Raw genomic sequence first — 14,111 nt, 5'->3', positions numbered from 1 at the left:
TTTATGTTGGTGTTGATTGATCCATGTGATCGAGGTGGCGTTCGAGAGCATCCAGGTGAGAGGACCAGAACAGGCGGAACGGAGCCAGCCAGACATCTACCTCCTGAAGTGGCTCAGGTTTCAGCCGGTAGAGGCGGCGTTGTGCGTCCACCGTGGATTCCACGAAACCGGCCTCACGCAGCACTCGCAGGTGCTTTGACACAGTTGGCTGCGGCATATGAAGCTGATGCGCGATCTCTCCAACCGATAGTTGTGACAAGGCCAGAAGACTCAATATCGCGCGGCGATTTGGCTCCGCTATGATTTCGAACACTGATTCCATTCGATTGGTATACTCCACAGAGCATATGCTTGTCAAGGTATATACAGGCAGCCACCAGGCAACTGTTCTAGTCAGCGAATGGATAGAGCAATCACCAGCACCCACCAGATTGCGACTTCGCTGAATGATCACCCTTAATAGCGTACCAGTTGGGTGAGCTGTATGAGATTGCCACAGGTGTCGCTGAGCATGGCAATGGTCGAACCGGTCACATCGGTCGGCGCCATTGTAAATTCAGCACCATTGGCTTTTATCCGTTCGTAGTCTCCCTTGACATCATCGGTAAAAAACATCGCCGCAGGCTGGCTCTGTTGAAAAATAGCTTGCTGATATGCCTGAGCTGCGGGATTGCTGTTTAGGGCCAGCTGTAGCTCAGTGCCGTCGGGTTCCTCAGGTGAGGCCACAGTCAACCAACGGAATGGGCCTTGGCTGACATCGGCTTTCTTAGTAAAGCCCAGTACCTCCGTATAGAAGCGCAGAGCCTTGTCCTGGTCGTCGACATAGATCGTAGTTAATTTAATTTTCATCTCATTGCTCCTTTTTCTTGTTCGCGGTTTGGCCCGCGCTATCTTCTCAGGTCTTCTCTTTTATCATTGTCTCGAACGTAAGTTCCACACCTGTAGTATACCCCAATACGTATATACGCGTCAAGGTATATACAAATCAAAATCGGGCAACAACTTATTGAGTCCCTAATGGCATAGAAAGGAAAGGACACCTACTCGCAAGATGAGTAAGTGTCCTTATATATCCTCAAACTATCGTTACTGGTTGTATTTCAAACGCACGCCGGTAATGCTCGCTTGACCAGAAGTGTCAGCGCGCATTTATCACACATACTGACGCGTCAGCGACTGCTTGGCATCCAGGAGGTCTCGTGGCGTTCCCTCGAAGATGACCATGCCACCCTTCTTGCCGCCTTCTGGACCCATATCAATAATCCAGTCGGCATTGCGAATCACATCAAGATGATGCTCAATCACAATCACAGTATTTCCGCCATCAACCAACCGATTCATGATGGTGAGCAAACGACCAATATCCGAGAGGTGTAACCCGGTCGTTGGCTCATCCATAACATAGATGTTGCCCTTCTTGTGAAGTTCGCTAGCCAGTTTGATGCGCTGGCATTCGCCCCCAGAGAGGGTGCTCAAGGGTTGCCCAAGAGTCAGATAATCCAGTCCTACATCGCTCAGGGCCTGAAGTTTGGGCTGCACTTCTTTATTCTTCAAAAACTCCAGGGCCTGATGGATAGTCATACTGAGAACGTCGGCAATGGATTTTCCGTTTAAGGTATAGGCCAGGACTTCGTCTTTAAAGCGCTTCCCGCTGCACACCTCACAGGGAAGTTTGACTCCCTCCAGAAAGCCCAGGTCAGTGTAGGTCACACCTAATCCCTGACAATTGGGGCAGGCCCCCTTTGAGTTATAGCTAAAGAGACCAGCATCAGCGCGGTTGGCCGTCGCAAATGCTTTGCGAACATCGTCCATAATCCCTGTATAGGTAGCAGGGTTTGAGCGGCTGGATGTGCCAATAGATGTTTGGTCAATAACAACAGCTTCGGGATGCTGCTTGAGGAAGGCCTCATGTATCAGCGAACTTTTGCCCGAACCAGCCACACCAGTTACCACGGTCAAGATGCCAGTGGGAATATTCACACTGATATCTTTGAGGTTATTGACACTAGCATGGACCACTGGTAAAACACCCGGAGCCTGACGGAAGATCTCTTTGAGCGGTCGAGTATGTTGCAAATGATTACCAGTAAGCGTGTCCGCCTGCAGGAGACCTGCGAAGTCCCCCTCGTAGACAATGTGCCCACCCTCACTGCCAGCCAATGGCCCCATATCAACCAGGTAATCGGCTCTCTTAATGACATCTGGATCATGCTCAACCACAATCACAGTGTTGCCTTTATCGCGTAATTTCTCCAGGAGCTCGTTTAAGCGGTGGACATCACGTGGGTGCAAACCGATGCTTGGTTCGTCAAAGATGTACATCGCATCCACAAGGCTTCCATTGAGATGCTTGACCATTTTGACGCGCTGCGATTCGCCACCAGAGAGGGTATTGGTGGGTCGATCCAAACTTAGATATTCCAGGCCGATATCGACTAGATGCTGAAGTCGCTCAGTCAGCGTGCGTAGGATCGGGGCGGCAGCTGAATCGTCGAACGCCTTCACCACTTCCAGCAAATCATCGACCTCCATTGCTGACATCTCGGCAATATTATATCCATTAATCTTGCTGTTCAGCGCCACTTGATTGAGCCGCCCCCCCTTACAGAGTGGACAAAGACCGGGCTTCAAAGCAGGCTCAACCTTTTGTCGTATGCGAGGCGAGAGCGTCTGGATGTCCCGCGCCACGAATTTACGATTGAACTTGTACACTAGGCCTTCATAGGTGTTGTATGCCAGCCCCTTATGATTGCGTGGTTCACTATAGAGAAGTAAGTCTAGTTCCTCTGTGGTGTAATCCGCTACCTTTTTGTCATTGTCAAAGTAGCCAGAACGTGCATACAGTTCGCTTTCCACGCTGGCCAATCCTGGGGCAATGACGGCACCCTCGTTTAAGGACTTTGTTGTGTCAATAAGAGCATCCAGGTCAATGCCAATCTTGCGACCAAGACCATTACACTCCAGACACATGCCCTGGGGATCATTGAAGGAAAAGGCATTTGCATTGCCCACATGCGGTTTTCCGAGCCGCGAAAAGAGCAAACGCAACACTGTCGCGATATCAGTAACGGTACCTACCGTCGACTGCGATCCCCCACCCAGGCGTTTCTGGTCCACCAGCACCGCCATGCTCAAGTTCTCAATCGCATCTGCATCTGGTTGAGGATAACGCGGCAGGAAGTTGCGCACAAACATGCTAAAATTTTCGAACAATAAACGTTGTGCTTCGTTAGCAATGGTATCGAATACCATCGATGATTTCCCCGAACCAGACACGCCAGTAAAAATGATGATTTTGCGCTTGGGCAGCCTCAACGAGACATTCTTGAGGTTGTTCTCGCGCGCACCACGAATCTCGATATATTCTTGAACCATGCTGATATCTGTTCCCTCTGAATCTTTTCACCATGCTTTATCTGGCCTCCGCTATCGGAATGCCATTGTACAGACCCCGTTCGCATCTCCGCTCCTGGCTGTACAATGGAGCAGTATAACACAGGAGAATGGGCTAAACATCGTCCCGCTTGCTCTCCTTCAATGGGCTTATTCAGGAGCGACTAGTAATTGCGCCCTCTCCTGCTTTCCAGACATTTCTTGATTCTCAGACAGCTCAACTTTGCGCTTGCTCAAGCGTATACTAACTGCAAACAGGACCAGAGCCAGGAGCACGAAAACCACGCCAATCCAACCAAGCTGTGTGACAGAGACCATTTGCAGGGCGAACCCACCCAGAGCCGCACCACCAGCTATACCCAGGTAGAATGTTGAATTGTTGAGTGCGAGAATCACATTAGCATGTTCTGGTGTCAGATGGAGCAGGCGATGCTGCTGAGGTGTGAAGAGCATCGGCGCGCATGAACCCCAGAGGAAGAGGATGACTAATGCTCCCATTATCGAGTGCGTGGTAAGCGCTATCAAAGGCTCAATGATAAGCAAGCCCACGAGTGCTATGGCAATTGGGCGTGTAGAACCAATGCGGTCAATAACGACACCGATGATCAAGCTGCCCAATGCAGGACCAAGGCCAAAGGCAAGCAGATAGGGGCTCACATCAGAAGTATGCAGATTCTGTTGAAGCAATGGTGCTATATAGGTGTAGACCACATAAATACCCAGATTCCACAGTAAAGATGGTATCAGAGCAAGCAACACACGTGGCTCTCCGACAGGTGCTATACGCTCGCGCAAAGAGATTGTCGGAGCCGAGGCAGTTTTGGGTAGACCATAGAGTACAAGCACACTAAAGGCAATGCCAGCCAGCAGAGCTACCAGACCAAAGGAGAGACGCCAGCCGAAGTGCTCACCAATCCACGTTCCCAGTGGGGAGCCTAATACGGTAGAGATTGTCAATCCGGTCCCGACCAGCGCGAGCGCCTTACCTCGCTTCTCTGGCGGAGCCAGGGTCGAGCCAATAGTATAGGCGAGAGGACCAAATACTGCCGCACTACACCCAACCAGAATACGAGTGAGCAACAAGACAATAAAGTTGGGAGCGAGAGCTGAGCCTAGATTAAGGAGACAGAAGGCACCCAACGAGATAAGCAGCGCCTTATTGCGTGACCAGTGTCCGGTGAGTGCTGCTAGCACAGGCGCGCCAAAACCATATGTGAGTGAGAATGCAGTGATGAGCTGTCCCGCTAGGCTCTCTGTCACTCCCATCTCACGGGCGATTACGGGTAAAACGCCAGCCACGACAAAGGCATCCGTGCCCAGGGCAAACATCCCTAGCGCCAGCAGAAATATACGCGGATTAATCCTTGTTGAATGCTTCTGCTCGACTGATGAGACATAAAGCGGTGCTTGTGACATGTAAAAGAATACTCCTTTAGTCTATGGTGTAACAAATATAGTTACAATTGAAGGTGAAAAGAAAAACCATTGATTTGGGTAACAATGCCTCTCTCCCACTGTAACAAAATGTGTTACAACGACAGGCAAAAAAGAACCATGCCTGTCTGGTTTCATTGATTATGGAATGCTGATGAGCCAATTCCGACCTGGTTGTTATGGAAACACTGGCGTCGATGCTGGTGGTGCATTGCTCACCTGCTGGATGGGAACAGGCAGAGTACAAGCATTGCATTAGCATATACTGCGCTCCACCGTATCAATTGTAATGAAAATTATTACAATTAATACGGTGGGATTATAAGCTACAACAAAACTGGCTGTCAAGTCGCGTGCGTTGCCCTAACACTCAAATGTACCTCTCTTGAGAGAGGCTTCTGGGTGTAACTGTAATGGGTACATAAGGAGAAGGAACACATGAGTGCTAATAGTCGTTTTACCGTCGCACTGCATACATTAAGCTGGATGGCCCTGGTTGCGCGACAACGAGAAATTGTGACCTCGGACCAGATTGCAGCTAGCGTCAATACCAATCCCGTTGTTATTCGACGAATTCTAGGTGTGCTCGAAAAAGCCCACCTGGTCATTGTGCAACACGGAACAGGCGCTGGCTGGAAACTGGCTCGCACACCAGAAGCAATCTCGTTGCTGGATGTCTATCAGGCAGTCGAACAATCGCAGCTCTTTGAATTGCACCACAGCCAGCCAAACCAGGCCTGTCCTGTGGGAAAAGTATTCAGCTAGCCTTGAAACGCTTTTATGGGGATGGTGAACGCGCACTGAAGCAGCAGTTTGCCCAGGTAACAGTTGCTGACGTGTTACGTGAAACACTTACTCCTTCATCCTAGAGTCCGCCTCTTTGAAAGAGGCTTTTTAGCTAAGTGTAATCATTATAATTACACTTAGTTATCTCTTTGTTATCTTCTGGCTGCGGTTATTGAAGCGTTCGCGAATATGTAGTGTCATTAATCACTGGTATCTTGATAGGATAGGTGTGATTGCACACATTGCGCAAGATACAGGTATCACTAAAGTGAAAGAATGGTCCACTGATTAATCAGGCAAGAATGAAAATAGCAGCTAAACTAAATTCCAGAGGATGACAAGAATTTTTGCCACGTATCGTGCAAAGCGGGCGAAGAGCGTATCCATGCGCATTGTATCTTCCTTCCTTGCTCATATCATGTCGAGTGAAAGCGTCTCTGCTACACTAAACACGAATCTCGTCTTCTCATAGATGTTCTATGATGATGTAAGCTCATGGAATCTCAGAACTTGGGCAGGCAACGAAGGCGATTTCTGTATTCTTTCCCCTGAATCTGCTTATCCCTTGACTGATATCGCTTTTGCCAGTATACTTTTTTGTAGGGAAACGTTTCCACATCAGGGGATTTCAGTTACATGGCGACGATTAAAGATATTGCGAAATTGGCAGGCGTGGGTCTGGGTACGGTCTCGCGTGTTCTCAATAACACTGGCTATGTTAGTGAGGAGACACGCCAGAAGGTCTGGAGTGCGGTAGATGCATTGCATTTTGTTCCAAATGGAGCAGCGCGTTCCCTGGTGACGAAACGCACGATGACGCTTGCTGTGGTTCTGCATGATTTAACCAATCCCTTTGTTCCAGGGCTGGCCCAAGGTATCGGAGATGAAGCCAAACGGCATGGGTATACCATGATGGTGCTGGATACTGACTGGCATAACGAGTTGCACGCTATTACCACATTGCGCCAACAGGCGGTCGATGGCTGCATCCTGGTCTCACCGGCCAATGCAACCGAATTAGTAGACAAATTACAGAAAGCGAATATTCCCGCAGTCGTAGTGGATCGTGGCGAAGAATCAGGGCTGGCCCATATTACGGTTGATCATTATAAAGGGGCGCTGGAGGCTATGAACTGGGCCAAACAGCAAGGACATAGCCACATCGGCTTTCTCGCAGGGCCCCGTGGTCTGCGTTTCTCGGACCTGCGTTTGCGGGCCTATCTGGACAGTATAGGACGACAAGATGTATCTCTGGGAGAAGTTGACCAGCAAAAAAACCTGCCAATCGCGTACGCGGATTTTCGCTTCGACCAGGGACGGCTTGCAGCGGAAACGCTCTTATATGCTCATCCTGAAATCACCTGCCTCTTTGCCGCCAATGACCTTTCAGCTCTTGGGGCGCTCCAATACCTGGCGCAACAAAAGATTACCGTTCCAGATCAGCTTGCGGTCATTGGTTTTGATGATATATTCATCTCGTCGCTTGTCCATCCAACACTAACCACCATCCGGCAACCATTTTACGAAATTGGGATTACTGCTGCGCGCTACCTTTTGGAGCGTATTCAGCAGCCAGATAGTCCAATGAAACCCTATATGTTCGATGTCACATTGGTTGTGCGCGAGTCCTGTTAAAAACAAGGGTTCTTCAGAACTTCGTTTAAGGCTAAGAACATTTGTTTCTATGCATAGGACGCATCATGTATATTACCGCATGACTGGTCATTCTGTTCTACGTGCTGACTTGTTTTCTATCAAGGAGGAATTTGCACGATGCAAAAGGTATTCCCGAACGTTATGCGGGTCCCACATTTTACGGGTAACCGGAAGATTGATTTCATTGAAAAAGCGGTCCCGATGCCAGGTCCAGGACAACTCTTGATTGAGGTAAAGGCCAACGCACTCTGTGGTACGGATAGGGAACAATTCTTTCATGGCTCCAAGGTCACGCCAGGGCATGAAGCCACAGGTATCGTCGCAGCCACAGGCCCCGGCACCCAAACACCTGTTGGCACCCCAGGCGTAATCTTCCTGATGGACTACTGTGGTTCTTGTCGCTCCTGTCGCCAGGGCTTTACCAACCAGTGTTTGCAAAAGCGCGGCGATATGGGCTTCAATAAAGATGGTGGCTATGGCTCATATGAACTGATTCATGAAAACATTTTTTTTCCCATTGATGCAGACCTTGCTCTTGCTGATGCGACCCTTCTCCTGGACATCATGGGAACAGGTGGTCATGCTATTCAACGGAGTCGCTTGGTTCACCCCGATATCGAATCAGTGGTTGTCACAGGCGCTGGACCCATTGGTCTTGCAATTCTGGCAATGGTCAAACTGGTGCTTGGACAGGAGATTCCCGTGGTCATCTCCGATGTTAGTGAATATCGTTTGCAACTGGCAGAACGCCTGGGTGGAAAACCTGTCGACCTCAAAACAATGTCCCTGGCAGAAGGGGCACGCAAACATGGGATAAGCAGTTTTGATATGGCGGTAGATTCAAGCGGAAAAGGGGCCGCGCGTCAGAGTAGTGTGCAACTTCTGGCACAACGCGGCGTACAGATCTGTGTTGGTCACGGTGAGGATTTACACTTGCAAGTCTCTCAAGATTTGATTTCAACCGAGCGGGCCATACTTGGGAGCGAATACTTTCGCTATCATGAGTTCGCGAACAACCTGACATTACTGCGCCAGAATCAGAGCTACCTGCGACAAATTATTACTCATACCTTCCATGTGAGCGAGATTCAAGAAGCCTTTGATCTCTTTTTCCAGGGAAAGACAGGAAAGGTGGTGGTTGAACAATGAGTAAAGTCAAGCCCATCAAGGTCGCGCTCATCGGCGCAGGGGGTTGGGGATTGCAACATGCCCGTATCTTCTCGGCTCACCCGGACATCGATTTCTGTGCCATCGTTGGGCGCACAGAAGAAAAGACGAAAGCCAGAGCTGAATCATTTGGGGTGCGCTACTATCTGGATATTGACCAGATGCTGGAGAAGGAGCAACCCGACCTCGTCAGCCTCTGCCTCCCGAATCAGGGGCACTTCCAGGCTACGTTGCGCGTGATCGAGGCAGGCTATCCGCTCCTGGTAGAGAAGCCTCTGGTCTTTGATCTGCATGAAGCAGATACGCTGCTCAATGAGGCTGCCAGGCGTTCGCTCTTCTTCGCCATCAATTTCAATCATCGGTACGCGCAGCCAGTACAATTGGCAAAGCAAGCCATTGAGGGTGGACGCCTTGGCGAACTCAATTTCGCAACCTGGCGTTTTGGCGGTGAAGGGTCCAGCGATCATCCACACGCGAACCTGATTGAAACACAATGCCACGGTTTTGATATGCTTGAGTTTCTCTGTGGCCCCATTGACTCAATCATGGCTCAGATGACCAATAAAACGGGCGCAGGCTATCGGTCTCTGGTCCTGGCCTTACATTTCGCGAATGATGCGGTTGGGAGTCTGGTTGGTTCTTATGACACGTCGTATTCCTACCCTGATACACACCGGGTTGAGGTCAATGGCGACCAGGGACGGATTACCATCGAGGACACAGTGCGTCGCTATACCTTCCAGGCCGTGGGCAGCGAGACGAGTGAAGTCTGGCAGGCAGGCTATTTCAATGATCTGGATCGCGAGTTTCACCGCACTTTTGATCAACATATGGACAGGCTGCTTGAAGCCTTTAGACAAGGCAAAGAGCCCCCTGTGCAGGCTGCGGCTGGACGGCGAGCGCTACTGCTCGCCCGGGGCGCTATCCAATCCTTTGAAACAGGCAAACGGGTAACCATAAGATAGCAGAAGATACCTTCAAGCCTTCTGGCTAAGTGCTCAGAAGGCTTGTTCTTACCCAACTGGGCAATCCGTCTCGGAGCGCAATACCTTTTTCATACGGAGCCTGCGCCATCAATACCCGTGCCTTGCTCTCAGCCAAACGCAACAAATAGGCGTCCAGATATGAGTCAGGCTCAGATGGAGCTACGCAGATGGTTACTGCAAAGTTGGTATACATACTCTGTTCCAGGAGCATTGAACCTGCTAGTTGTCCCACGCGATCAAAGATCAGGCAGGAATCTCGCGCCAAATCGAGAGTCGGTGAAGAATATGTTGCCTGTACATACGCCAGGAATTTATCTGAATAGCCATAGAGCGCGCGCTCATGTGACTGAAGCAAGCGATAGATTGCTGGCACATCGTCCAGCGTTGCCCGACGTGCTGTAAAGCCCTCTGGTAAGGATGTGTCCATGTTCTCTCTGACTTGTTTTTAGAGTTCAAAGCGTGTACCAACGCTATTTTGAATGAAGGCTTCGGGAAGTACTGCCGCAATTTGATGAATTGCGTCACCATAGCATCATGATATCATTGCCTCACTTCTGTCATTAATGCTTTTAATTTGGTTGGGGTATCTTCCTGAGCCAGTGGTGTATAGACAACCATTTGCAGTTCTGGTTGCTCCGGCATTGGAAAGAGCGTTTGATGAAAGGTAAGACGCCCAACCTGTGGATGATTGACTTCAAAGAAGCTACCACAATCCAGAATGATCTCATGTTCAGGCCACCAGGCACGAAACTCCGGGCTGTCTTGTTGCAACTCAGTAATCAGCTCATTTAACCATCGATCATCGGGATAACGATCATACCTCGCATGTAATGAGGCAAGGCACCTCCGCGCATCGTGTTCCCAGTTGACATGAAAACTTCGTGAAGATGGATGCATAAAAAGAAACCAGGGGGCATTACGTTCTCGTATGGGACGGCTGGGGTAGTCGCCAAAGATGCGGTTCGCAATCTCATTCCACCCCACTATATTTAAGCGCTCATCAAAAAGTCTGACCGGATAGATAAAGCCATCAAGAATCGCTTGAGCAGCAGCAACAGGTCGTTGCTTTAGAATATCCAGTCTAGCAATGGCTGGTAACGAACTCTGCGCCAGATGAAACAGATGGAGGCGTTCCTCTTTATTTAGTTGTAGGATGGAGGCAAGGCGCTCCAACACCTGGTCGGAGACCTGAATATCCCGGCCTTGCTCAAGCCAGGTATACCAGGAAACGCCCACGCCAACCAATTGGGCCAATTCTTCTCGTCTCAACCCACGCGTTCGTCGACGCTGAAACGCTGGAAGCTCAAACTGTTCTGGTTGCAGACGTGCACGCCGATTTTGTAAAAAATCGGCCAGTCCCGCGCGGCGCTTGACTCTTTCTCTCATAGCTTCCTCAACCTTAATTGTCTCGTCGGTGTGCACCAGATGACATGACCATTGATAGCCTATGTCTCTCCAGACATATGATACAACAGACTCCTGGTTAAAGTAGAGGCACCGCTTCATACTATCACTGCACAGTTCTATGTACAAATGAACTGCGCACAAACTATTGGAATAGATGCTATCAGGAGGACACACTATGCAACAGCAAGATGCTTTGAGCCAGTCGTCGTCACTATCCGCACATTCTCTTCGTCATCGTGTTGGCGTACTCATTCAAGCAAGAGATACGACAGAAGCCATTCTTAGAATCCGCGAAGCAGAGCACGCAGGCATCCAACAAGCCTGGATGGCAATGGGAGGAGCAGGCTTCGCGGACGTCTTGACCGTTCTGGCGATTGCCGCCACGCAGACAGAAAGCATCACACTGGGAACTGCAATTGTGCCTGCCTATACACGCCATCCCATGGTCATGGCACAGCAGGCGCTCGCAATATACGATATCGCCCCAGAACGTTTGCGGTTAGGGGTTGGTTCCGGCAATCCATTGTTTCTTCAGAACCGATATGGTTTGGCGCAGAAAGCACCCCTGAGTTATCTCAAAGAATACCTTGAGGTGCTACGCGGTGTGTTATGGGAGGGAAAGATCAACTACCAGGGCGAGGTTTTCCAGGTGGAGGATACCTTACCACGCTCTGCTCCAACGCCCTTGCTGATCTCAACACTGGGCTTGAAGGCGTTCCAACTTGCGGGAGAGATAGCTGATGGCGCGCTGGCTTCGTTCTGTCCTGCACCCTATTTGCTGGACCAGGCTCTGCCAGTCTTACGAGCCGGAGCCGAGAAAAAGTCGCGCCCGGCCCCTCCTGTCATCGCGTGTTTGCCGGTCGCGATAAGTCAGGATGAAGCAGCGGTGAGTGCAGCAGTGAGTCAATTAATACAGCAGTTGGTGCATGCGAGCGCGCACGCACGCATGTTTGCACAAGCTGGTTGGGCTTCCGCTGTGCATGGCGATGAGGCAGCATTGAAAGCGCTGGCGCAGGCACTTGTGATCATTGGCAATGAAGTGACAGTGCAGGAGCAGATACGCGAACTATTAGCGAGTGGTCTGGATGAATTGCTGCTCTTAGCCATACCCATTGCGGACGAGGCAACGGAGCGAAAACAATTGCTCAATGTAATTGGTTCCCTTTAGCAGACTTGGCAGGTGAACGCACCATTTGAACCTTTCTATGGGTTCTTCTTGCCTATCTCAAACCGGGCTGCACCCCGGCCTCAATGCATATCCACCACGGAAGTGGCTTTACAGCGTAAGACCACTTCCGTGGATACCAGACTGTTACCTATCGAGGCAGAGACGCTTCACATCTGCTTAGATGTCTTGTTTATTCTCTTTCTTTGTCCGGCTAATGCACACAAGCTCTACTACAGCAGTATAAACCTGTAATAACGCACCAATATGCAAGAGCTTGACAAAGGATAGCCCTACAGTATATCGTTCTAGCAAGCGAAGTGCATTAGCTACCCTATTTTGTGCCTGATAAGGAGGTAAGCACCAGGAAAAACCCATCTCACCTCATTTCTCTGAGTGCGGCTTCACGCATGTACAACACATTTGCCAGCTTTGTTCCACATCGTTAGCTTTGAAACGGAGGGACCAGTTTCATGACCCACAACGTTTCGGGAAGGGAGCACAGGCGCTTATTTATTCCTTTCATCGCTCTCTTCATCATACTCTCTCTTCTCATGACAGCATGTGGTGAGGACAACGCCCAATCATCTGGCGCAAAACTGGGTGGTGATTTAGGCGTTGGCTTAAATGCGGACGTGGTAACACTCGATCCCCTGAAATCAACAGCCCTGGTTGACCGGCAGGTCATGCTCAATATGTATGATACGCTTGTCCAGGTCAATGCCCAAAACGAGATTGTCCCTGACCTCGCGACCTCCTGGTCATATACCTCACCAACGCAACTGGTATTCACCTTGCGCACCGATGTAAAATTCCAGGATGGCACCCCCTTGAACGCAGACGCCGTTGTATTTAACATTGAACGCATTCTATCTACCCAGTCTTCTCCGCGTTATAGCGAATTATCCAGTGTCGAGAAAGTGGAAGCTCAGGATACCTCTCACGTTCTCTTCCACCTCAAACAACCTTTCTCGCCTTTGCTCGCGACGCTTTCAGATCGTGCAGGCATGATCTTATCCCCAGCGGCAGTTAAGAGCCTGGGAGATAACCTGGGTAACGCGCCAGCGAAGGCGGGGAGTGGGGCATTTGCCTTTGGTGAATGGATCAAAGGTGATCATCTCACCATCAAGAAGAATACAGGCTATTGGCTCAAGGATAGCCAGGGGCAAGCACTTCCCTATCTGAACTCGATTCGTTATCGTCCCATTACAAATGGAAGTTTGCGATACTCCAATCTGCAAACCGGGACGATCAATGCTACCGATACGCTCGACCCAAATGACGTCCCCTCGGCTAAATCGAATCCCGATCTCGTCTATAAGCAGGCTGCGGCACTGAGCTTCTTCGGCTTTATGCTCAATACCAAGATGGCTCCCTTTAACAATCCAGCCGCGCGCAGGGCCGTCGAATGGGGCGTCAATCGTCAGGAGATACTCGATAGTGTGCTAAAGGGAAATGGTGTTCTCGCCAGTGGGCCTATCCCCCCTACGAGTTGGGCCTATGATAAGAATTTCAAGCCTTATACCTACGATGTTAACAAAGCGAAAGCCGAGTTGGCTCAGATTGGTGGTAGCCTTACCTTTACCATGCTCGTTCCCAGTGGTTCTCCTTTGAATACACAGGAAGCACAGTTTATCCAATCGGAACTGCAAGCGGCTGGTATTACGATGAATATTAAGCAGGAGACCTTCGCGACAGTCCTCAGTGATACCGACGCACATAACTTCCAGGCGGCCCTCATTGGGTGGAGTGGACGTCCAGATCCAGATGGAAACCTCTACTCCTACTTCCATACCGGCGGTGGCAATAACAATATGCAGTATTCGAGCCCACAGGTCGATACCCTGCTGGAAAAAGCACGCACCTCTAACGATCAGAAAGAACGGGCGACAGCCTATCAGCAGGCACAGCAACAAATCTTGCAGGATGCCTCGTATGTGTTTATCAATCACGGTGTGTCGATCCAGGCCACAACGGCCAGCGTGAAAGATTTTGCTATTTTACCCACGGGCATCATGATGTTTACCAGTGTCTACCTTTCCCAGTAGGAGGAAGGTTCGCTCTAGTCAGGTTGAACTTGCCACCTACCGGATCAGGTCCGGTAGGTGGCAAAGGGT

General features: G+C 50.1%; 12 protein-coding genes. 6 read left to right on the top strand and 6 right to left on the bottom strand.

What is annotated here, in order from left to right; genetic code table 11:
* Position 1 precedes the first annotated feature (1 nt).
* From K3T82_RS45190 to K3T82_RS45175, 4 genes are all read right to left on the bottom strand, one after another.
* Positions 2-322, bottom strand: coding sequence for an ArsR/SmtB family transcription factor (locus K3T82_RS45190; RefSeq protein ID WP_220200017.1), 321 nt, complete (start codon positions 320-322; stop codon positions 2-4).
* Between the two features lie 134 nt (positions 323-456).
* The gene (locus K3T82_RS45185) at positions 457-849 is read right to left on the bottom strand and encodes a VOC family protein (protein WP_220200016.1); all 393 of its coding nucleotides are present in this window, start codon (positions 847-849) and stop codon (positions 457-459) included.
* A 303-nt stretch (positions 850-1,152) separates the two neighbouring features.
* A complete protein-coding gene (locus K3T82_RS45180; protein ID WP_220200015.1) occupies positions 1,153-3,375 on the bottom strand; it encodes an ATP-binding cassette domain-containing protein in 2,223 nt (740 codons plus the stop codon).
* A gap of 168 nt (positions 3,376-3,543) precedes the next feature.
* Entirely contained in the window at positions 3,544-4,809 is a 1,266-nt protein-coding gene (locus tag K3T82_RS45175; protein ID WP_220200014.1) for an MFS transporter, read from the bottom strand.
* Between the two features lie 456 nt (positions 4,810-5,265).
* On the opposite strand from K3T82_RS45175, the gene K3T82_RS45170 reads away from it, so the two are divergent.
* From K3T82_RS45170 to K3T82_RS45155, 4 genes are all read left to right on the top strand, one after another.
* Positions 5,266-5,592 (top strand): Rrf2 family transcriptional regulator, encoded by a 327-nt coding sequence (locus K3T82_RS45170; protein ID WP_236031935.1) that lies wholly within the window; start codon positions 5,266-5,268, stop codon positions 5,590-5,592.
* A 657-nt stretch (positions 5,593-6,249) separates the two neighbouring features.
* The gene (locus tag K3T82_RS45165; protein WP_220200013.1) at positions 6,250-7,248 is read left to right on the top strand and encodes a LacI family DNA-binding transcriptional regulator; all 999 of its coding nucleotides are present in this window, start codon (positions 6,250-6,252) and stop codon (positions 7,246-7,248) included.
* A 138-nt stretch (positions 7,249-7,386) separates the two neighbouring features.
* Complete coding sequence (locus K3T82_RS45160; RefSeq protein WP_220200012.1) at positions 7,387-8,418, top strand: alcohol dehydrogenase catalytic domain-containing protein; 1,032 nt, start codon at positions 7,387-7,389, stop codon at positions 8,416-8,418.
* Entirely contained in the window at positions 8,415-9,401 is a 987-nt protein-coding gene (locus K3T82_RS45155; RefSeq protein ID WP_220200011.1) for a Gfo/Idh/MocA family protein, read from the top strand. The genes K3T82_RS45160 and K3T82_RS45155 overlap by 4 nt, the downstream gene beginning before the upstream one ends.
* Before the next feature lie 25 nt (positions 9,402-9,426).
* Here K3T82_RS45155 and K3T82_RS45150 read toward each other — a convergent pair whose 3' ends face one another.
* Positions 9,427-9,849, bottom strand: a complete 423-nt coding sequence (locus K3T82_RS45150) for a hypothetical protein (protein WP_220200010.1) — start codon at positions 9,847-9,849, stop codon at positions 9,427-9,429.
* 113 nt (positions 9,850-9,962) lie between these two features.
* The gene (locus K3T82_RS45145; RefSeq protein ID WP_220200009.1) at positions 9,963-10,808 is read right to left on the bottom strand and encodes a helix-turn-helix transcriptional regulator; all 846 of its coding nucleotides are present in this window, start codon (positions 10,806-10,808) and stop codon (positions 9,963-9,965) included.
* A 196-nt stretch (positions 10,809-11,004) separates the two neighbouring features.
* Between K3T82_RS45145 and K3T82_RS45140 the strand changes: the two genes are divergently transcribed.
* Both K3T82_RS45140 and K3T82_RS45135 read left to right on the top strand, forming a co-directional pair.
* Positions 11,005-11,997 carry an LLM class flavin-dependent oxidoreductase gene (locus tag K3T82_RS45140; protein ID WP_220200008.1) on the top strand — a complete coding sequence of 331 codons (993 nt, stop codon included), beginning with the start codon at positions 11,005-11,007 and terminating at the stop codon, positions 11,995-11,997.
* Between the two features lie 470 nt (positions 11,998-12,467).
* A complete protein-coding gene (locus tag K3T82_RS45135) occupies positions 12,468-14,042 on the top strand; it encodes an ABC transporter substrate-binding protein (protein ID WP_220200007.1) in 1,575 nt (524 codons plus the stop codon).
* The last annotated feature ends 69 nt before the right edge of the window (positions 14,043-14,111 follow it).

The organism is Ktedonospora formicarum, from assembly GCF_016587355.1.
GTDB classification, from domain to species: Bacteria; Chloroflexota; Ktedonobacteria; order Ktedonobacterales; family Ktedonobacteraceae; genus Ktedonobacter; species Ktedonobacter formicarum.
The sequence above is the reverse complement of the archived record's forward strand: the minus strand, read 5'-3'. Positions and strand labels throughout refer to the sequence as shown.

Coding starts and splice junctions, on each gene's coding strand:
- K3T82_RS45155 (WP_220200011.1), top strand. CDS start 8,415: ATGAGTAAAGTCAAGCCCATCAAGGTCGCGCTCATCGGCGCAGGGGGT.
- K3T82_RS45150 (WP_220200010.1), bottom strand. CDS start 9,849: ATGGACACATCCTTACCAGAGGGCTTTACAGCACGTCGGGCAACGCTG.
- K3T82_RS45145 (WP_220200009.1), bottom strand. CDS start 10,808: ATGAGAGAAAGAGTCAAGCGCCGCGCGGGACTGGCCGATTTTTTACAA.
- K3T82_RS45165 (WP_220200013.1), top strand. CDS start 6,250: ATGGCGACGATTAAAGATATTGCGAAATTGGCAGGCGTGGGTCTGGGT.
- K3T82_RS45175 (WP_220200014.1), bottom strand. CDS start 4,809: ATGTCACAAGCACCGCTTTATGTCTCATCAGTCGAGCAGAAGCATTCA.
- K3T82_RS45140 (WP_220200008.1), top strand. CDS start 11,005: ATGCAACAGCAAGATGCTTTGAGCCAGTCGTCGTCACTATCCGCACAT.
- K3T82_RS45185 (WP_220200016.1), bottom strand. CDS start 849: ATGAAAATTAAATTAACTACGATCTATGTCGACGACCAGGACAAGGCT.
- K3T82_RS45160 (WP_220200012.1), top strand. CDS start 7,387: ATGCAAAAGGTATTCCCGAACGTTATGCGGGTCCCACATTTTACGGGT.
- K3T82_RS45135 (WP_220200007.1), top strand. CDS start 12,468: ATGACCCACAACGTTTCGGGAAGGGAGCACAGGCGCTTATTTATTCCT.
- K3T82_RS45190 (WP_220200017.1), bottom strand. CDS start 322: ATGGAATCAGTGTTCGAAATCATAGCGGAGCCAAATCGCCGCGCGATA.
- K3T82_RS45170 (WP_236031935.1), top strand. CDS start 5,266: ATGAGTGCTAATAGTCGTTTTACCGTCGCACTGCATACATTAAGCTGG.
- K3T82_RS45180 (WP_220200015.1), bottom strand. CDS start 3,375: ATGGTTCAAGAATATATCGAGATTCGTGGTGCGCGCGAGAACAACCTC.